The organism is Enterococcus raffinosus (assembly GCF_001886185.1).
GTDB lineage: Bacteria > Bacillota > Bacilli > Lactobacillales > Enterococcaceae > Enterococcus_A > Enterococcus_A raffinosus.
On record NZ_JXLA01000001.1, the window covers coordinates 94,473 to 113,164 of the forward strand.

Consider the following 18,692-nt stretch of genomic DNA (forward strand, 5'->3'; position numbering starts at 1 on the left):
AGGCTCATTAGGTAGGAGGGCTACTGCTTCTTTTTATTGTAGTTGGTCACATAGTTTTCTAAAATTTGATGGATCTTTGTGATATCGGAAACCGCAAGTTGCGGCCGGAAGGTATACAAAGGAATCCCTTTATACTGACTACCTTCAACGTCTTGAATGACAGAAGAGAGAATAATGTCATAATGTTCCTCGGCTGATTGATCAATTTCAATGAAAGAAATAAATCGGATGTTATAAAAATTTTTGAATATCTGTTCCAACTTTTGAGCCAATATATATTCCAATGCCATCGTCAAATTGGTATCAATTTTGACTACGATTTTAGGTTCAAATTTAGTAAAAATATTGATAGCTGAGAAAGCCTCGCAATACCTAGGCAAAAGAAAAGCTTCATTTTCAAGAATGGGTGAAGAAGATTGTTGCTTCATCTTTTGAAGAATCCCGCGCATGTATTCAAAAAGGTGGGGATAATTCTTTTGATAGAAAAAAGAAAGGTCATAGCCTGAAGCAACAGTAATGAAGCTTTCAAAAAACATCGAATGTAAGTGAGCAGATAGTATCAATGCATGACAGAAATTCAAGTTTAATTGCGTTTCTACCGGAGTATACATGATATCTGTAAGTTGTATAAATAGTGTATATAGCTCATAAATACTTGTATTAAACTGCTGATGTATAAGAAGTGCTTCTCGCAACTTGTTATCCTGCATATAAAATTGGACGCGACATTGAAAGAGCAAGCCAGTAAACTCTACTTCATCATCTGTTACATGAAAGCTTTGTTGAAATTCTTGATAAAAAGAAGAACGGGGAAAGAGTAATTGATGATTGATTTCTCTGATATAGTCAGGCAATGCTTCAGCTGGTATAGGGTATTTGTTATGGAAACGGGTGACGTTTAGAGCAAAAAAGTAAGAGAACTCTTGGATCAATGCATTTTTTTGAGCCAATTTGTAATTTTCAAGCGCTAGCTTTACAAGAGGCAAAATTTTTCTTTGATCAATGGCAGGGAACGGCCAAGAAACTCCTGTATAAAATCTCCAGAAAAAGCGGTATCCAAAATAGCGGATCGTCATCTCTTTTCCCACCATTATTAATCGCCCTCTATTATGCTTTAGCGAGAGACCATAGGATGAGACGTAGTGATTGATCGCCGCTATCTTTCTTCTTAACGTACTTTCACTAATATAATAATTATCAAGAATGTTTCTCGTATCTACATCGTGATTAAGGAATAAATTTCTCAGCAATGAAAAATTCATAGATTGATTCAAAATAAATAGCGCCAATTTTTTATAATCAAGCTCATTCCCATTGAAGGAGTATCCCTTCCCTTTAAAAAAATCAATTTCAGCCTCTCCATCTTCTACGATATGAAATTGTGCCAGGTCTTCTTGTAAATCCTCCATATATTTGACGACATTCTTTTCACCAGTTCCAAGTTTTATCGCCAATGTCGAGATTCGTACCCCAGCTTCGGCTTCATAGAGAACGTCTAACAATTCAAGTTTTGTTTTTATATGGGTTTCGAACAGTTCGTAATCCAAAATCAGCCACCTCTTTTCAAGAAGAGTATATCATCCGTACGATAAAAACCAGAAACAAACGATCATTCTGCTCAAAATTGACGACTTTATCCTGCCAGAATAGAAAAAAAAGCGGATCTTGGTTTGCTATACTTTTGCTAGAAAAAAAGCCTACTTTTCTTATTAGATTACCTAACAAGAAAAATAGGTGATTTGATTATATTAAAAGCAAAACATTTATTTTCAACTTAACGATAAATAAAAATAAGCTGAAAGTCAAAATCAAAATGTTGTTTTTATAGTTAAAAAAATGAATTGTTTCTGTGTATAACGGGATATTAAGAAAAGAGGCCTTTTAAATAAGCAGAAAACCTTAATAGGACGCCTTTAAATTAGTAAAAAAATAAGCCGTCAAAATCTCCGTCAGAAAGGAGCCTGAGCAATGCCTCGTAAAGGTGAAAATATTTATAAACGAAAAGATGGTCGCTGGGAAGGTCGTTTCATCAAAAATCGCGACGCGAATAATAAAATTTCCTACGGATACCTCTATGGAAAAACCTATAAAGATGTGAAAGAACGACTATTAGTTGTAAAGGCTAAACACTTAGAAAAGACATTGATCAAAAGTGAGAAAAGCTATGAGCGGTTAGATAGTTGGATACGCGAATGCATGACAACCAAAATAAAAAAGGAGGTCAAGCCCTCCACCTATTACAACTACTCTCGACTTTTAAAAAATCATGTATTTCCAGCGATCGGGTCCATAAAAATGAAGGACCTAACGCAGAAAAACGTTCAAACTGTAATTGAAATGTTGCGTGAAAAGCAGCTGGCTGTAGGTACTGTTCATTTGATTTATACGATTCTGAATAGCCTGTTGAAAATCGCTGTCCAAGAAGGCTGTTTATCCGAGAATCCTTGTCACTATGTTCTATTGCCAAAGAAACCCAATAAACGGGTGCATGCATTAACGATTGCTGAACAAAAGAAGATGGAGCGATTGTTTTTTGCTGATCCGGAGGGAGTTTCAGTCATTCTTGCTTTGTATACAGGGATGCGAATCGGAGAAATCTGTGGGCTAAAATGGTCAGATATTGATTTCGAGACACGTTTGATCCATGTCCAACGCACAGTGATGCGAGTAACAGATGAGAATGCGCTGGAAAAACGAACGGTTGTTGTGGAGGATCATCCGAAAACAGCCGAATCCAATCGCTTCATACCTATGACCAATCATCTATGTACATATCTGCTTCAATTGAAAGAATCAAACCGCTCCAATTATATTGTAAATAATCAAGGGAAACGGGTGGAACCCCGGACAGTGAATTATCGCTTTAAAAAAGTTTTGGCAGGGACAGATTTGGAGAAGTTTCATTTTCATACGCTGCGTCATACCTTTGCAACGCGCTGTGTGGAAAATGGTGTGGATATCGCGAGTGTTAGCCGGTTGATGGGACACTCGTCCATTAAACTGACGTTGGATACATACACTGATTCGATGATGGAAAAACGACGAGAAGCAGTTGGAACGCTTGATTTACTTTTTGAAGAAAGTTACGCATCGGTTAGCTAAGTTCGATTGCGAACTTTCTTTTTTTCTATCTATTCGCCGTCAATAGAAGCGTCATGAGTCTAAATAACACTAACAGCCACAATGGATAACAGCTTTTTTTCTTGTTAGGTAATCTAATAAGAAAAAAATATCCGTCATGGAATGCAATTATAGGAGAATTTTTATGTGCTGACAAATAAATTGTATTGAAAGAATAAAACAAAAGAGATCTTTAAAAATAGAGAGGTTTTCTAAGTCTATAGTCACTTGAACACTCAATAAAGGGGAGAAAAAAGATGAAACCATTATTAATTTTGACAAAAAATCTACTCGTAGAACAGACCATTCAGGCGCGTTTGCAAGAACTTGGCTATGAAGTGTTTTGCTCAGAAACGTTTCTGCGCAAACTGTATCAAAGGCTTAACATTAAAGAAGTTAAGGAAAATTTTCAGGGAGTTATTTTGAATGGGACGATTACAGACAGGGAAGCAGAGAGCATTATTTCAACTCTTGAACAGCAGATTCCCTGTTTTCGTAAGCTAGACAGGGACCCGACTGAACAGGAAGAAGAGAATATTCGAAAGATTGGTTTTTGCGGATGGATCAGTGATAGTCAAAGCAGTGATCGTTTAAGGGAAAGCTTATCTACCCAATTTACGACACTGGACCACCAAAAGAATTCACAGGTGAGTTCATTGCTACAGACAAGCGAAGAATTGCAGAAAAAAAACCTTCAAGTCTTTCTGCGGAAATTGACGAACCGAGAATGGAAATTTTTTCAAAAGTTAATGGAGGCAAATGGCGCGATCGTGTCACGAACGGAGATGTGTTTATATATTTGGGAGAAAGCTCCTAATCATTCGTACCTCGCGCAACTGTCTGTTTTGGTAAAACGGATTAAAGGCAAACTGAAAAGTGTTGGTATCGACGAAGAGTCCTTAGAAACCATTTGGGGAAAAGGGTATCGTCTATTACTGGAAAATAGTAAAGAAGAAAAATATTAGTATTAAACTTTGAGAATAAGCTACCCACGTCTATGTTGGACGTGGGTTTTTGTATGAGTCCGTGATCACATGAATGGAATTTCATGTTATTTTATCTTGACACGCTTTTTATGCAATGATAAAGTATTTCTGTTGAATCGTAACGATTACGATTTGGGTGACGCAAATAGTAATGATTAAATCAATACTATTTCGATCTTCAAATAGGAGGGATATTAGAATTTTTTTTGGCGTTGGTTCAATGACTGAATAAGAATGAAGGTCAAAAATAAAAAGAGTGTTTTTTAATAAACGTGAAGGATGAAAACAGGAAAAATTTGCGTAGGAATAGGGGAAGAGATCCAAATGAAGAAAAAGATAGGCATGGCATTGATTAGTTTATTAGCGTTAGTTGGTCTGGGTGCTTGTAAGGACAATCAAGCGGCTTCGGAAAACAAAGACAAGAAATTACAAATTGTTGCGACATTTTATCCAATGTATGACTTTACGAAAAACATTGTTGGAGATGCTGGTGAGGTAAGTTTATTAATGCCTGCTGGCTCGGAGCCGCATGATTACGAGCCTTCCGCTAAAGACATGGCGAAGATTACGGATGCGGATGTATTTGTTTATCACAACGAAAACATGGAAGCTTGGGTACCAAGTGCTGTGAAATCTTGGAAAAAAGGAGAGCCAAATGTTATCGAGGGAACAAAGGACATGCTTCTACTGCCAGGAGGCGAAGAAGAGCATGACCACAGCCATGAAGAGGGGCATCATCATGACTATGATCCTCACACGTGGGTATCTCCCCATCGAGCGATCAAGGAAGTAACGTCAATCAAAAATCAATTAGTCAAATTATATCCAGAAAAGAAAACAGATTTTGAAAAAAATGCGAAGGCCTATTTAGCCAAGCTTGAGACGTTGGATAAAGAGTACTCTGACACGTTAAAAGCAGCAAAACAAAAAAACTTTGTCACGCAGCATACAGCCTTTGGTTATTTAGCCTTGGATTATGGGTTGAATCAGGTGGGGATCTCGGGAATCAACCCCGATCAGGAGCCAGACCCGTCACGTATTGCAGAATTGAAGCATTATGTTGAAGACAATGACATAAGATACATTTATTTTGAAAATAATAATCAAGGAAAAGCAGCCAAAACCCTTGCGGATGAAACCAAAGTGAACTTAGAAGTACTTAATCCGTTAGAGAGCTTAACGAAGAAACAAATGGACGCCGGCGAGGACTACATTTCTGTTATGAAGGAAAATTTATCTGCCTTGAAGAAGACCACAGATGTGGCGGGAAAAGAGATTAAACCGGAAGCGCAAGCAGAGACAGAGCAAACGATCTATAACGGTTATTTCAAGGATTCTCAGGTGAAGGATCGGAAATTATCGGATTATGCCGGTGATTGGCAATCGGTTTATCCGTTATTGCAAGAGGGAGCCTTAGATCAGGTTTTTGATTACAAAGCAAAAATAAAGAAGGATAAAACAGCCGCAGAATACAAATCTTATTATGAAACAGGCTATAAAACGGATGTCAATGAAATCAAAATCACAGACAAGCAAATCGATTTTATCGTTGATGGCAAACACCACAAATACACGTATGAGTACAAGGGGTACGAAATTCTAACCTATGAAAAGGGCAATCGCGGCGTTCGTTTTACCTTTGAAACAAAAGATCCAGATGCTGGAAACTACAAATATGTGCAATTCAGCGATCACGGAATAGCTCCAGCCAAAGCCGCGCATTTTCATATTTATTTCGGTGGCGAGAGTCAGAAGGCTCTGCTGGAGGAAATGGACAATTGGCCGACTTATTACCCAGTGAAAATGAGTGGACACACGATCGCTCAGGAAATGCTGGCCCATTAATTGAAGGAAGAAGGAGAGGACTCATGGAAAAAACAGATCGAGCTAGTGCTTATCGTCGCTTAAAAAGCCCAAATATCAAAACACGCAAGCGGGCGTTAAAAATCATCAAGGCAGACAAACGTAATCGAACCACAAAATAAACTAACCATCTCCTAGGCATCTATTTGTCTAGGAGTTTTTCAATGATAAGCGGACTTAGAAGAAACTGCTTCTCTTGATTAAAGCTTGGGATTCGTCAATAAACTGTAAAATTTTATTGAAAAAAACCAGAAAAAATGTTTAAATGAGAATGAATCTCATTATCACTTAAGATTCGTCAGAGCATTTTTTTGTTTAGTAAATGAGGGGCAAGGAAGGAGTTAGACAAATGAAGAGTGAATCGGTCTTGATAAGATACATCAAAAAAAAGAAGGGTTTACTGACGTTATCGGGAGTTTTGGCGACTATATCAACAGTGGTACAATTCATCCCGTTTTATTGTATTTATAAGATTATTGAATTATTGATGATTGGGGATTATTCAGCTGGTGGATTGATTCATTGGAGTCTGGTTTCAATGGGAAGTGTTTTGGCTGGAGTCATATTTTTGTATGGTTCATCTATGTGTTCCCATGTTGCAGCGTTTGATATTTTGTATGAGATTCGTATGGATATCCTACAGCATTTGTCCAAAGTTTCAATGGGGTATTTTACAAAAAAATCTAGCGGTCAGCTTATGAAAATTATCGACCAATGTGTCGAAAAAATGGAGTCCTTTATTGCGCATCAAATTCCGGATATTGTTTCAGCGTTAATTTTTCCATTGATCTATATCGGTTTGATGTTGACGATTGATTGGCGTTTAGGTTTGATGTCACTAGTTCCGCTTTTTCTAGCAGTTGGTATTTATTCTTACTTAATGGGAACAACCATGAAGAACAACAAAGTGAAGGAGTATCACGATGCACTAGAAGCAATGAACAGTAACGGTGTTGAATATGTTCGTGCAATGCCTGCTGTTAAGGTTTTTGGGCTTTCTGTGGGAAACTTTAAACGATTCCATCAAAGTATCAAAGATTATCGAAGCTTAGTGATGGATTGGTCTAATGGATTTCGCTCAGGCTATGTCTTATTTACTACTTTAATAACATCTGTTGTTTTGTTTGTCATGCCATTTGGAGCGTTTTTGATTAGTCAGAGTCCTCAAGATAAAACATTATCGCTAACGGTTATGCTGTTTATCATTTTAGCTTCAGGTACGACGGGTCCGTTTATGAAACTGATGTACGCGGCTTCAACCTTCAGCAATGTGAATGAGGGAGTCAAGCGTGTTGATGAAATTTTTGCTGAGTTGCCAGTGAAAGAAAAAGCAAATGCTACTAATTTTTCTGGAAACAGCATTGTTTTTAACAAAGTTTCATTCGCCTATACAGAGGGAAATTCGGTCTTGAAGAATGTTAGCTTTGAATTAAAGCCGAATACAATGAATGCGTTAGTGGGACCTTCAGGTGGCGGGAAAAGTACAATTGCTCAACTGCTGCTGCGTTTCTATGAACCAGCGGAGGGGACGATAACCATCGGTGGGACGGATATTCGTGAGGTAACGATCGATACATTAATGCAAAATGTGTCCTTTGTCTTTCAAGATGTCACCTTGTTCAATGATACCGTTGAAGCCAATATTCGCATGGGAAATCAAAAAGCGAATTTAGAAGAAGTTCGCTGGGTGGCTAAAATGGCTCGTTGTGACGAATTCATTCGCGAACTGCCTAAGGGGTATGACACGATGATTGGGGAACAAGGCGTTTTCTTATCTAAAGGAGAAGCGCAACGGATTTCGATTGCGCGGGCACTATTGAAAAATTCGCCAATATTGGTTCTGGATGAAGCGACTGCCTATGCTGATGCTGAAAACGAAGTATATATTCAGCAGGCAATCAGCGAGCTTGTGAAGGGGAAAACGGTCTTAATCATTGCCCATCGACTTTGGACAATTCAGCATGTTGATCAAATTCTGGTTTGTGATAAAGGCGAAATTCAAGCGACCGGCACACACGACGAGTTGCTGGTAAAGAATCCGCTCTATCAAAAATTATGGAAAATCAATGAAGAAACCAAAGATTGGGAGGTAAAGTAGGATGAAAGAAGCAATTTATAATATTACCTCAGGTGAGCCGAGAAAATTGATCCAGTCTACTTTTTGGGCAACATTGGAATCCACCGCTCGGTTATTACCGGCAGTCATCGCTTTTTATGGGATTTTCGAATTGTTTGAATCCTATCAGCAGGAGCGTCCATTAAATACACGTTTGTATCTTTATTTAATTTTGGCTAGCGTTGTGTGGTTTGCGCTGCAGGTGTTAATTTCGACGATTGCTTATGAAAAACAATATACGGCCGCATATGACGTTTCTGAAAAGGGACGGACGAAACTGGCCAATCATCTGCGCAAATTATCCCTAGGCTTTTTAGACAGCCGCGACCCTGGTGATTTAACTACGATGATGTTGGGAGATTATACCTTGCTAGAAAGTGCTGTCTCCCATCTTGTTCCTCAAGCACTTGGGGCCAGCATCTTATTAGTACTGGCTTTTGTTTCCTTATGTCTGATTGATTGGCGTATGACCTTATGCTTGTACGCAATGCTGCCCATTGTCTTATTGGTGGTCAAAGGATCAAATATTTTAATGAACAAGCTAGGTGGCCGACATATTCAAGCAAAAGTGGAAAGTGCTTCTCGTTTACAAGAATACCTGCAAGGAATCAAAGAAATTAAAGCCTATTCATTAGGCGGACAGCAATTTGCTAGAATTCAAAAAGCTTTTGATACGTTGCGCAAGGAATCTATTCGAATTGAAGGGGCATTAGGTCCAGTTGTCATGGTGGCTATTTCACTCTTGCGAATGGGACTGCCTATCTTGGTCTTCATCGGCTCCTACCTTTTGGCCCAGCGGAGTCTTGTCGAATCGGTATTCTTGGTATTTATTGTGGTTGCTAGTCGAATTTATGATCCCTTTACTACGTTAATGATCAATTACACAGAGATGCGTTATGCATTGATCAGTGGGGAGCGAATCATGGAGATTAGAAATCAGCCTGAGGTTCAAGGGAAGAAAAGCCTTAACGACGATTATACGATTTGTTTTAAAAATGTTGGTTTTTCTTATAAAGAAGAACCGGTATTGCAAAACATCAATCTCAAAATTCAGCCTAGAACGTTAACGGCGTTAGTGGGACCGTCCGGCAGTGGAAAATCCACCATCGTGAAATTATTGGCTCGTTTTTATGATGTGCAGGAAGGGACGATTGAGATTGGCGGGAAAGATCTGAAAACGGTGAATCCAGAGAATTTGTACAGTCATTTATCGATGGTGTTTCAAGATGTGTATTTATTTAAGGATACGATCTTAAATAATATTCGAGTGGGGAATCAAGCGGCAAGCTTTGAAGAGGTGGTCGAAGCAGCCAAAAAAGCGCATTGCCATGAATTCATCAGCAGTCTGCCTGACGGGTATGACACACTTGTTGGCGAAGGGGGCTCTACCTTGTCTGGTGGGGAGAAGCAACGAATCAGTATCGCCCGTGCGTTTATTAAAAAGTCTGAGATCATCTTACTCGATGAAGCCACAGCCGCATTGGATTTAGAAAATGAAGCTGGGGTACAGCGAGCAATCAAAAATCTCGTAGCGGATAAAACGGTTGTTGTTATCGCCCATCGGTTGAAAACTGTAATGAACGCAGATCAAATTGTGGTCTTGGAAAAAGGGAACATTGCGGCGAAAGGGAAGCATCAGGAGCTTTACCAAACATGCGAGCTTTACCATAAATTAGTGGACATGCAAAATGAAGCGACCACTTGGAAATTTAGCAAGAATTAAACCAATCAAAAAAGGAGTACAAAATGAAAAAGAAAAGAACGGATAAACTTATTTCGAAGGACTATTTAACGATTGGTTTGTATACGGTTGTTGAATTTGTAGTAATGATGATCTTATCGGTAGCGACGATGCCATTCTTAGCGTGGTTCTATCCTTATGCGACCGCCTTTGTCTTATTCTTTACCTGCCCAGTTTATTTATTAATGGCTTTTAAAGTTGGCAAAAGGGGCACCTTGTTTCTTTTTGGCGTAATCAATGGATTGGTTTACGCCATCATGGGCACTTTTTATCTTTTGCCGATTACGATAATTGGCGGGCTGCTTGGTGAACTCGTATTGATTAAAACGAAGGGCTATCGAAAATTAGGACCACAAACCATTGCTTTCACGATTTACAATCTGATCTACGGATTCTCAAATTACCTTATCTTGGCCATTTCAGCGGATTTCTATTTCTCAATGATAGAAGATACTGGCTATACAGCGAGTTATATGGAATATATGACCTCACCGTTTTGGATCACAGTATCCGTGGTCGCGCTCATTGCGGCGAGCTGTTTAGGTTGTGTTTTTGGGTATAAATTATTGAACAAGCATTTTATTAAGGCTGGTGTGATTAAGTCCGCTTAAAGGAGAATCGAATGAAAAAAAAGATCGATCCCAGAATCCAATTTTTATTATTGATTGTCCAAAGTATTCTAGTATTCTTTGCGCAAATGGATCAATTGATTTTATTGAATGTGTTTGCTTTATGCTATTTAGTATACGCAGGTCTATTTCGAACGGCTATTAAAATAGGTGTAGTCATGGCAGTCACGCTTGGTTTTTACGATTATCTATTAATAACCGATCAGCAGTGGATAAAATTTCTAGGCCTGCTATGCTTTCTAATTTTAAGATTTGGACCGATCATTACGATGGCGCGAGTGCTGCAAGAGGTGCCGACCGGTCGATTGATGGCTGCATTGCAGCTATTGAAGCTGCCGAAAAATCTGATACTCACAGTAGTCGTAACGCTGCGCTTCTTTCCAATCATTAAATTAGAGAATGACACCATCCAAATGTCTGCGCGTTTGCGTGGACTGTCCTATTCGCAACCAAAGAACTGGTTGCGGCCATTACGTGCATTTGAATATACCTTTGTGCCACTCATGATGCGTACGATGAAAATCACAGATGAATTAACTGCTTCGGCAATGACAAAAGGCATTGATTGTCCAGGAAAACGAACCTCAATTTACCAGACAGGTTTCACGGTTCGTGATTTGGTTCTTGTTCTATTCTTTTTCAGCTATGTGGTTTTCATTTTTTCATTTAAGTTTTTGGAGGTTTAAATGGTAAAAAAAGCGATAGAATTAAAAGATATTCGTTTTACTTATGATACAGGGCAACCGTTGCTAAAGAATCTCTCCTTAGAAATAAAAAAAGGTGAATGTGTATTAATAACCGGTGCGTCAGGTTGTGGGAAAACGACGTTAACACGTCTGATCAATGGGTTGATCCCACATTATTATGAAGGAGAGTTGACTGGCGAACTTTATTTGAACGAAAAAAATGCAGGGACGTTAGCAGATTGGGAATACGGAAAATACGTGGGAAGTGTCTTCCAAGATGCTCGTTCACAATTCTTTACTGCGAATGTACTAGATGAGTTGGCGTTTGCTTCGGAGAATTATCAGCTGGAAGCAAATCAAATTACACGGCGAATAGAGGAGGTTTTGCAGGTCAATCAGATGGAGGGATTGAAAAAACGAAAATTGGCGCAGCTTTCTAGCGGGGAGAAACAAAAAGTAGCGATGGCGGCTGTTGAAGTGCATTCACCTGAAATCTTTGTGCTGGATGAGCCATCGGCTAATCTGGATAATCAAGGGAATACACAGTTAGCGAGAACATTAAAACAGTTGAAGCAAGCAGGGAAGACTATCGTCGTTGCGGATCATCGAATCCATTATTTAATGGAGGTGGTCGACCGAATTGTCTATATGTCTAAAGGAGAGATAGCGGCACAATGGTCAATCGATGAGTTTCGTTGTTTATCACAAACGACATTACAGTCCTTTGATATTCGCGAAAAGCAGGAGGTTTGTGTATCAAATCTGCTAAGGGAAGAGAAACCTAAGAATGAGGCAGCTTTTATAGCGGTAAATGATTTATCCGTTGGCTACCATCGATTGGCCCCCAGTCTTATTGAAAAATTGAATTTACACTTGACCAAAGGTGAAATCGTATTGATTACAGGTGAAAATGGGCTGGGGAAAACGACGTTAGCGCGGACATTATGCGGGTTAAATAAAGAGCAGAACGGGACAATCTGCATGAATGGTCAACCGTTATCTGTTAAGGAACGGCGGGAGAAATGTTGGTTTGTTCTGCAGGATGCTGATTATCAGCTATTTTCTGATAGTGTGTTGAATGAATTACTATTGGGGACGAAAAAGCTGGAGACAGATGTGGTGAAGGCGGAAAGACTGTTGCAGGAATTGGGCTTATTACAATATAAAGACCAACATCCTGCGACGTTGTCTGGTGGTCAAAAGCAACGTTTGGTTTTCGCAGTTGGATTGATGCGAGAACCGGAGCTGCTGATTTTAGATGAACCTACCTCAGGATTAGATGCAGGGAATATGCGACGGGTACAGCAATTGATCACTGATTCAGCCAGTAAAGGGATTACCTTTGTAATTATTACCCACGACTTTGAATTCGCTAAAGGATTTGAGCAGAGTACGTTTCAATTAGGAACCGCTGGCGTTAAGGACGTTCATTCGTCAAACTTGGCATTTTTTAAATAGTTGACTTCAAGCTAGTAATCAAGAGTTTCTCTTTTATCAGCTTGAAGTTTTTTATTTATGGGACTATACGCAACCACTAAAAATTTATAAGGAATGATTATAGGTACGACCAAATTTATTAGTGGATGGTATTATAGAAGAATCAGTTATTACGAGGAGGTCCTGAGTGAAAAAAATTCTAACCTATATAATCGCTTTGTTCGCCATTATCCTGCTAGGCTTTTTCATCCAAACAAAGAGCAGCGTGTTCTATTCAGAACCCGTGCTGCGTGTCGAGGAAGTAACGGTGAACACCGCTTCAAATACACAGAAAATAAAAGGAAAACTGTTGAACGAGAAGGGGACAGTAACGTTAGAAACAACGTACTATGAAAATGAGAGTGTCTCGCCTTTGTATCGCAAAGGCAATCAATTGATTTTGCAAAAATCTGATAATTATTGGCGCGTTTTAGCATTGAAAAGAGATGGCTATGTCTTCATTTTACTTGGTTTGTTTATTTTGATTGTACTATTCATCAGCGGGAAAAAAGGCCTTCGTTCTTTGATCGGCTTAGCCTTAAACAGTGCTCTGCTGCTCTTTTTTCTTTGGTTCAATCAACAAAATAACGGCTTATCCTTGATGCTTCTCATGAGTATTTACACAGTGATCGCAGTTTTTGTGGCAATGGGCACATCCTATGGCTTTAAAAAACTCGACGGACGGAAGCTCTTTGGGACATTAGTGAGTGTTTTTCTCGCGTTTTTAATTTGCGTAATCGCGATGAATTTATTGAAGGATGAAGGCTTACGCTATGAAGAGATGCAATTTATCACCCGTCCCTACCGCTCGGTATTCTTAGCTGGCTTACTGATTGGAGCGATTGGTGCCAGCATGGATAATGTCGTAACGATCATTTCTGCTTTAGATGAGATTCGGGCGCAAAATGATCAGCTTTCAATGAAGAAATTACTCCAGTCTGGTAGGAAGATCGCTCAGGATACCGCCTCATCGATGATCAATGTCTTGATGTTCGCTTATCTTAGCGGAGCGATTCCTTCCGTGGTCTTCTATATGGCAAATGGCTGGAATTTCTCTGAGGTTTTAGGAATGCATTTGTCATTAGAAATCCTACGAACGCTGTGTGGCGGATTTGCCATCGTTTTGTCTGTTCCGGCTGCGTTACTGGCGTTTAGCGTGGCGGAGAAAATGAAGGGGAGGGCGTTGCGATGAGTGTCTTGATCTGCCTTACTTTGATTCTGCTGGCGTTGATGGTGGTGCTCTTTAAAAAGAATTCGATTTACATGATTACAGGGACCTTTGCCAATTTTTGTTTGTTCATTTTACTGCTTTATTTATTGAGTAAAGGATTTCCGGTATATCCGATCACTTTTTTGATCTTTTTGGGTGTAACAGTCGTGACATTGTTTTATATCAATGACGTCAATCAAAAAACAAAAGCTGCATTTCTCTGTGTGCTGTTCTTCTTGATCGCCTTCACCCTAATCACCCTGCCGCTGATCCAGCTGGTTAAGGTACATGGGTTTGCATTAGAGGAGCTAGATGAATTACAAATGATGGATCTCTCGGTGGCTGTTCCTTTTTCAGAATTGAATCTTTCGATCATTCTAATGAGTTTTTCGGGGGCGGTGATCGACAGCAGCATTGCGGTCAGCAGTTCAACCTATGAAATTTATCGACGCACTGGAAATCGGACCTTTAAGGAATTATTGCATTCCAGCATGACTGTCGTGCATGAGATCTTCAGCTCGACGATCAACACGTTGCTATTTGCGTTTATGGGCTCGAGCTTGGCCTTGATTATTTGGATTCAGGATTTGAATTACTCTTTTCTTGAGATCATTAATTCTAAAGCTTTTGTTGGGGAGCTGTTAATTAGTTTGCTGACGGGGATGGCTGCGGTGGTTATTCTGCCCATCGCTTCGTTTTTCTCCAGCTATATTTTTTTCAACCACTATTTAAAAACAAAAGAACGATAAGCGATTAAGGCTGATCTGCCTTAATCGCTTATTCCATTCTCCTCAATAACCGTTCGAAAATAAGTTTACCCATGGAAGAGTTATAACTAGCTGATTAACCACTAAAAATCAAAAGTCTCAGGATCAGGGCCGCTGCGCAATGATTCGTTCAGTTTATTCAAACGAGACATATCGGTATCGTCTAATTCAAAATCAAAAACAGCCACATTGCTTTGCATTCGTTGTTCATGAACGGATTTTACTACGAGTAAAATATCTTGTTGAATATCCCATCGCAGAATGACCTGTGGGGGTGTTTTTTGATGCTTTTCAGCGATTTCCACAATGGCAGGCTCTGTTAATAATTTTCCTTGCATTAAAGGCGACCACGCCTGAACTTTGATGTTGTGCTTTTCACAAAAATCTCGCAAAGCTTGCTGAGATAATTTTGGATGGAGCTCCACTTGGTTAATGACAGGAACGACCTTCGCATAGGACAACAGGTCCTCTAAATGATGAATCTCGAAGTTGCTGACACCGATGGCTCTGATTTTCCCTGCTTCGTACAGCTCTTCCATTGCTTGCCAAGATTCTTTGAATGCATTATTGCCCGGCCAATGGATCAGGTATAGATCTAAATAATCCAATGATAAACGGTCAAGGGTCTCCTCAAAGGCCTTCATTGTTTCCTCATAGGTTAGGTGATTATTCCACACCTTTGAGGTAACGAACAACTCTTCTCGGCTTAGTCCTGTTGCGGCTAAGCCTTCTTTGATCCCAAGCCCAGTCCCCGTTTCATTTCCATAAATTTGAGCGGTATCAATCAAGCGATAGCCGTTGATGATCCCATTTTTCACGACCTCAGCAGTGTCTTCATCAGGAATTTGAAAGACGCCTAGTCCCAATCCTGGAATTTCTGTTCCGTTGTTTAATCGTACGTTTTCCTTCAATGAATGTATCATATGAGTCCCTCCTATAAGTTTCAGAACACCAGTATATGAGGAGGATAGGGAAATGTATAGTACGTACTTTAAAGTGCCATAGATACAAAAAGGTAAGCTTTGTGTGAGATGGGTAAGTGCGAAGAAAAATTTCGATCGTTCATCCGTTTTAAATAACGTTTGTAATTTAAAGCGGATAGGAAAATTTATTAACATACGGTCTATTTTTGTAAACCTAAAAATAGTTTTGAAATGTTAATTTGTTAAAGAGTTCTAATAAATATAAAGATAACTTATCTAAATTTGCAACAAGTAAATATTATTGTCGCCAATGTAAAAAATCCAATCTTATTTTTTAGTTTATTGTTTAAAGCGAGCAATAAATTTGGTTTTTAAGCATGTTTCAAATATGATGGCGTGGTATTTATAAAAAATAGTGTTGAATATATAAAGTGATGGAACTGTTTTAAACAAAAATTCGTTAATGTTCTAGTCCTTTTTTCTGATAAAGCTCAAGAAAGATAGGCAATGAGGCGTTGACTAAGATTTCTGTGATTTCCTCAGGACTTTCTTCAAAATTTTTGCGAATCCAAGTACCAACAATTAAGTAACTGCCTTTTGATAAATAATCTAAATATTGATTCAACGTATACGGGTCAAAATTGACTGAGAAGATTAATGGAAGATTTCCTTTGAAGTATTTATTGAAGAGCGTCCTTATATGCTGCAACAAGTCGATCTCGCTATTTTTTGAAGTGAGAATTTTTATTTCTTCACGATTTTCCCAAAAAAAGTCGATCACATTTTCAATTCGTATAACCAGATTTGAATGGATTCGCTCGACACTGGGAACTCCCGCCTTATCGTAAAAATTCACATTTGATTGAAAAACGACGGTTAATTCTGCTAAAAATTCTTCAACAATACTATCTAACAAATCTTCCTTATTTTGAAATTTTTTATAAAAGGTAACGCGGCTGACACCCGCTTTCGCTGCAATGTCATTGACTCGGATGCTTTTAAATGTATTGGAACACAACAGCTCTAGAAAAGCTTTTTCAATCAGAGAACGTTTTTCATCGAACATAGCTACACCTCCTAATGCGATTGTAACTTGATTTGAAAGCTGAGCCAAATAGGGAAAGGAGAAAACAATGCTTTGAACAAAAATCTTGTAAAAAAGAGTATTTTTGATGCTTTTTTAGAGCTATTGACCGTGGCGAAGTATGAAGAGATTACCGTCAATGAGATTGTTGAAAATGCATATGTTAGCAGAGTTACCTTCTATAACTATTTCAAAAATAAAGATGCGCTGCTGAATGAACTATTGGATCAGTTTTTGGAGACCTTTAATGCGCTGTTAAAAGGGGATCAGGGACTACTGGAACGAATGAACATTAGCAAGAAAAAGGATACATATCAAGCATTATACCCCTATACATATAAAATCCTCGACTATTTTTATTGTAATAAGAAGCTAGTATTGGCCTTTTACAGCATGGATCATGAAAAGCTTAATTTCAGCAAGATCTTGCAAAAAAATTATCACGATCATTTTGTTCAGGCGCTGCCTCAACGTTTCTATCAATCGGTAGAAAAGGCTAGAATTGAATACTATTCGTTGTTTATGACAAACGGTGTAATTTCTATCGTCGAAAAGTGGTTTGCGATGAACTTTGAGGAGGATATTGGTGATGTTATTGATAGGATATTGGTTTTACTGATCACGAATCTGAGTGCGCTGTATTCAGAATAGAACAAAAAAGAAGGCGGGATGTACCATGGCAAAAATATTGATAATCACTAAAAATCCTCTAGCGGAGCAAGCGCTGCAGCTTGCGCTTCAAAAAATCAATGATGAGGTTTTCTGCAGCTCAAGCCTATTAGAACAGGTTGATTTTTATCCAGAGGTGGTGGGCTACTTTTCTATCGCGATTGTGAGTGACACGATTTCTAGTTTGGAGCTTTCTAAACACTTAGACACCTTGAAGCAAAAAGACTTATTACTGATACGAAAGGGGAATAGCGAGCAGCTAAAGGGCACTGACTTGGAATGGATGCTTCCACACATTGATGGCTGGGTAACAGATCAGATGCCGATGGAAGAATTCATTGAGGAAATTGCTGAAATGAAGGAACAAATCGGTGAGATGAAAAACGACACAAGCAGGTCCTACAAAAAATTCATTTCCAGACTGACAAAAAATGAGAGAAAGGTTCTGTATTATCTATCTCAGGCAAAGGGAGGGCAATTGTCCAGAGAAAAACTTTGCCAAGAAATCTGGGGCACAGGGATGAATACGTCCAATGTCTGTCAGCTTTCTTTTTTGGTCAGCTGTATTCGTGAAAAAATGGTCCATGTCGGTTTTGATGAAAAGGAACTAAAAACCATGTGGGGAAGAGGCTATCAGTTGGGAGATATGCTGGTATCGCTGCTAGATAAAAATGATTTTTCGATAATATCCTGAAGCAGCTTTGAATTAGGTTTCCAGGGTTCTTTCAGCTTCGTCAAATGCTTCCACTTTTGTCTTATCCTATGTTAATGACAAGGCTTTCATTCCTCGGTACAATAAATAAAAACTTGGAAGGAGCCGACGATGACAGAAATTAGACAAGCAGTGGAACAGTTAGCGAATCGTTATACTAAGATAACTATCAAAGAAGACGTTCTTTCTCAATTGGCTGCTCTTGGGGAACTTGTCGAATTCGCGGCAAATGATTTAATCGTTGCGGCGGGGGACGACGAAAACAAATTGTATTTATTGATTGATGGATTAATCCGCAAGTATTATTTGGATTATCAGGGAAATGATCTGACCCACCAGTTTTTAGAGAGCGGTCAGGTCTTTAGTACCCAGCATGTTGTTTTTAGTGGTCAGGTCATATGTAATTTTGAGGCGTTGTAGTCCTGTAAAATGGTTTGTTTTGATTACGAGCGAGTTCAGGCTCTGATGAAAAAAGAACCTTTGCTGACTCAAGTTTATATCGGTATTCTAGAGGAAACGTTAAGAATCAAACTGATTCGAGAAGCCGCTTTGCTGGCGGAAAGTGCGACAGAGCGTTATATAAAATTAAATGCGGAGATCCCGGATATTGATCAACGAGTAAATCATGGGCATATTGCTTCTTATATCGGTGTTACCCCTGTTTCATTGAGCCGCATTCGTCGGACGCTGAGAGAGGAAAACTGATGAGG

General features: G+C 39.0%; 18 protein-coding genes. 15 read left to right on the forward strand and 3 right to left on the reverse strand.

Annotated elements, in window-relative coordinates; translation table 11 throughout:
• Positions 1-20: 20 nt before the first annotated feature.
• Positions 21-1,547: an AcpB/EbpR/MafR family transcriptional regulator gene (locus tag RV13_RS00460; RefSeq protein WP_010745131.1), complete on the reverse strand. Its 1,527-nt coding sequence runs from the start codon at positions 1,545-1,547 to the stop codon at positions 21-23.
• A 421-nt stretch (positions 1,548-1,968) separates the two neighbouring features.
• Between RV13_RS00460 and RV13_RS00465 the strand changes: the two genes are divergently transcribed.
• From RV13_RS00465 to RV13_RS00510, 11 genes are all read left to right on the forward strand, one after another.
• Entirely contained in the window at positions 1,969-3,102 is a 1,134-nt protein-coding gene (locus tag RV13_RS00465) for a tyrosine-type recombinase/integrase (RefSeq protein WP_010745132.1), read from the forward strand.
• A gap of 275 nt (positions 3,103-3,377) precedes the next feature.
• Entirely contained in the window at positions 3,378-4,085 is a 708-nt protein-coding gene (locus RV13_RS00470) for a helix-turn-helix domain-containing protein (protein WP_010745133.1), read from the forward strand.
• Positions 4,086-4,430: 345 nt separating this feature from the next.
• A complete protein-coding gene (locus RV13_RS00475; protein WP_010745134.1) occupies positions 4,431-5,951 on the forward strand; it encodes a metal ABC transporter solute-binding protein, Zn/Mn family in 1,521 nt (506 codons plus the stop codon).
• Between the two features lie 23 nt (positions 5,952-5,974).
• A complete protein-coding gene (locus RV13_RS20735; RefSeq protein WP_010745135.1) occupies positions 5,975-6,091 on the forward strand; it encodes a putative metal homeostasis protein in 117 nt (38 codons plus the stop codon).
• Between the two features lie 227 nt (positions 6,092-6,318).
• Positions 6,319-8,067, forward strand: coding sequence for an ABC transporter ATP-binding protein (locus RV13_RS00480; protein WP_010745136.1), 1,749 nt, complete (start codon positions 6,319-6,321; stop codon positions 8,065-8,067).
• Position 8,068: 1 nt separating this feature from the next.
• Positions 8,069-9,808: an ABC transporter ATP-binding protein gene (locus RV13_RS00485; protein WP_010745137.1), complete on the forward strand. Its 1,740-nt coding sequence runs from the start codon at positions 8,069-8,071 to the stop codon at positions 9,806-9,808.
• Between the two features lie 23 nt (positions 9,809-9,831).
• On the forward strand, positions 9,832-10,437 hold the full coding sequence (locus RV13_RS00490) for an MptD family putative ECF transporter S component (protein WP_010745138.1): 606 nt from the start codon (positions 9,832-9,834) through the stop codon (positions 10,435-10,437).
• A gap of 11 nt (positions 10,438-10,448) precedes the next feature.
• A complete protein-coding gene (locus RV13_RS00495; protein WP_028020044.1) occupies positions 10,449-11,141 on the forward strand; it encodes an energy-coupling factor transporter transmembrane component T in 693 nt (230 codons plus the stop codon).
• A complete protein-coding gene (locus tag RV13_RS00500) occupies positions 11,142-12,599 on the forward strand; it encodes an ABC transporter ATP-binding protein (protein WP_010745140.1) in 1,458 nt (485 codons plus the stop codon).
• Positions 12,600-12,765: 166 nt separating this feature from the next.
• A complete protein-coding gene (locus RV13_RS00505) occupies positions 12,766-13,809 on the forward strand; it encodes a YibE/F family protein (protein ID WP_010745141.1) in 1,044 nt (347 codons plus the stop codon).
• On the forward strand, positions 13,806-14,576 hold the full coding sequence (locus RV13_RS00510; RefSeq protein ID WP_010745142.1) for a YibE/F family protein: 771 nt from the start codon (positions 13,806-13,808) through the stop codon (positions 14,574-14,576). Before RV13_RS00505 ends, RV13_RS00510 begins: the two co-directional genes overlap by 4 nt.
• 101 nt (positions 14,577-14,677) lie before the next feature.
• Here the strand turns inward: RV13_RS00510 and RV13_RS00515 are convergent, their stop codons facing one another.
• Together RV13_RS00515 and RV13_RS00520 are read right to left on the reverse strand one after the other, a co-directional pair.
• The gene (locus RV13_RS00515; protein ID WP_010745143.1) at positions 14,678-15,517 is read right to left on the reverse strand and encodes an aldo/keto reductase; all 840 of its coding nucleotides are present in this window, start codon (positions 15,515-15,517) and stop codon (positions 14,678-14,680) included.
• A 460-nt stretch (positions 15,518-15,977) separates the two neighbouring features.
• On the reverse strand, positions 15,978-16,583 hold the full coding sequence (locus tag RV13_RS00520; RefSeq protein ID WP_010745144.1) for a TetR/AcrR family transcriptional regulator: 606 nt from the start codon (positions 16,581-16,583) through the stop codon (positions 15,978-15,980).
• 72 nt (positions 16,584-16,655) lie between these two features.
• Between RV13_RS00520 and RV13_RS00525 the strand changes: the two genes are divergently transcribed.
• The 4 genes from RV13_RS00525 to RV13_RS21220 all read left to right on the forward strand — a co-directional run bounded on the left by RV13_RS00525 (position 16,656) and on the right by RV13_RS21220 (position 18,687).
• Entirely contained in the window at positions 16,656-17,252 is a 597-nt protein-coding gene (locus RV13_RS00525) for a TetR/AcrR family transcriptional regulator (protein WP_010745145.1), read from the forward strand.
• Positions 17,253-17,277: 25 nt separating this feature from the next.
• A complete protein-coding gene (locus RV13_RS00530; protein ID WP_010745146.1) occupies positions 17,278-17,964 on the forward strand; it encodes a winged helix-turn-helix domain-containing protein in 687 nt (228 codons plus the stop codon).
• Between the two features lie 129 nt (positions 17,965-18,093).
• Positions 18,094-18,402 carry a cyclic nucleotide-binding domain-containing protein gene (locus RV13_RS21215; RefSeq protein WP_010745147.1) on the forward strand — a complete coding sequence of 103 codons (309 nt, stop codon included), beginning with the start codon at positions 18,094-18,096 and terminating at the stop codon, positions 18,400-18,402.
• Positions 18,403-18,447: 45 nt separating this feature from the next.
• Positions 18,448-18,687, forward strand: coding sequence for a cyclic nucleotide-binding domain-containing protein (locus RV13_RS21220; RefSeq protein WP_010745148.1), 240 nt, complete (start codon positions 18,448-18,450; stop codon positions 18,685-18,687).
• Positions 18,688-18,692 lie beyond the last annotated feature (5 nt).

Coding starts and splice junctions, on each gene's coding strand:
- RV13_RS00515 (WP_010745143.1), bottom strand. CDS start 15,517: ATGATACATTCATTGAAGGAAAACGTACGATTAAACAACGGAACAGAA.
- RV13_RS00530 (WP_010745146.1), top strand. CDS start 17,278: ATGGCAAAAATATTGATAATCACTAAAAATCCTCTAGCGGAGCAAGCG.
- RV13_RS00485 (WP_010745137.1), top strand. CDS start 8,069: ATGAAAGAAGCAATTTATAATATTACCTCAGGTGAGCCGAGAAAATTG.
- RV13_RS21220 (WP_010745148.1), top strand. CDS start 18,448: ATGAAAAAAGAACCTTTGCTGACTCAAGTTTATATCGGTATTCTAGAG.
- RV13_RS00480 (WP_010745136.1), top strand. CDS start 6,319: ATGAAGAGTGAATCGGTCTTGATAAGATACATCAAAAAAAAGAAGGGT.
- RV13_RS00465 (WP_010745132.1), top strand. CDS start 1,969: ATGCCTCGTAAAGGTGAAAATATTTATAAACGAAAAGATGGTCGCTGG.
- RV13_RS00500 (WP_010745140.1), top strand. CDS start 11,142: ATGGTAAAAAAAGCGATAGAATTAAAAGATATTCGTTTTACTTATGAT.
- RV13_RS00490 (WP_010745138.1), top strand. CDS start 9,832: ATGAAAAAGAAAAGAACGGATAAACTTATTTCGAAGGACTATTTAACG.
- RV13_RS20735 (WP_010745135.1), top strand. CDS start 5,975: ATGGAAAAAACAGATCGAGCTAGTGCTTATCGTCGCTTAAAAAGCCCA.
- RV13_RS00520 (WP_010745144.1), bottom strand. CDS start 16,583: ATGTTCGATGAAAAACGTTCTCTGATTGAAAAAGCTTTTCTAGAGCTG.
- RV13_RS00510 (WP_010745142.1), top strand. CDS start 13,806: ATGAGTGTCTTGATCTGCCTTACTTTGATTCTGCTGGCGTTGATGGTG.
- RV13_RS00475 (WP_010745134.1), top strand. CDS start 4,431: ATGAAGAAAAAGATAGGCATGGCATTGATTAGTTTATTAGCGTTAGTT.
- RV13_RS00495 (WP_028020044.1), top strand. CDS start 10,449: ATGAAAAAAAAGATCGATCCCAGAATCCAATTTTTATTATTGATTGTC.
- RV13_RS00470 (WP_010745133.1), top strand. CDS start 3,378: ATGAAACCATTATTAATTTTGACAAAAAATCTACTCGTAGAACAGACC.
- RV13_RS21215 (WP_010745147.1), top strand. CDS start 18,094: ATGACAGAAATTAGACAAGCAGTGGAACAGTTAGCGAATCGTTATACT.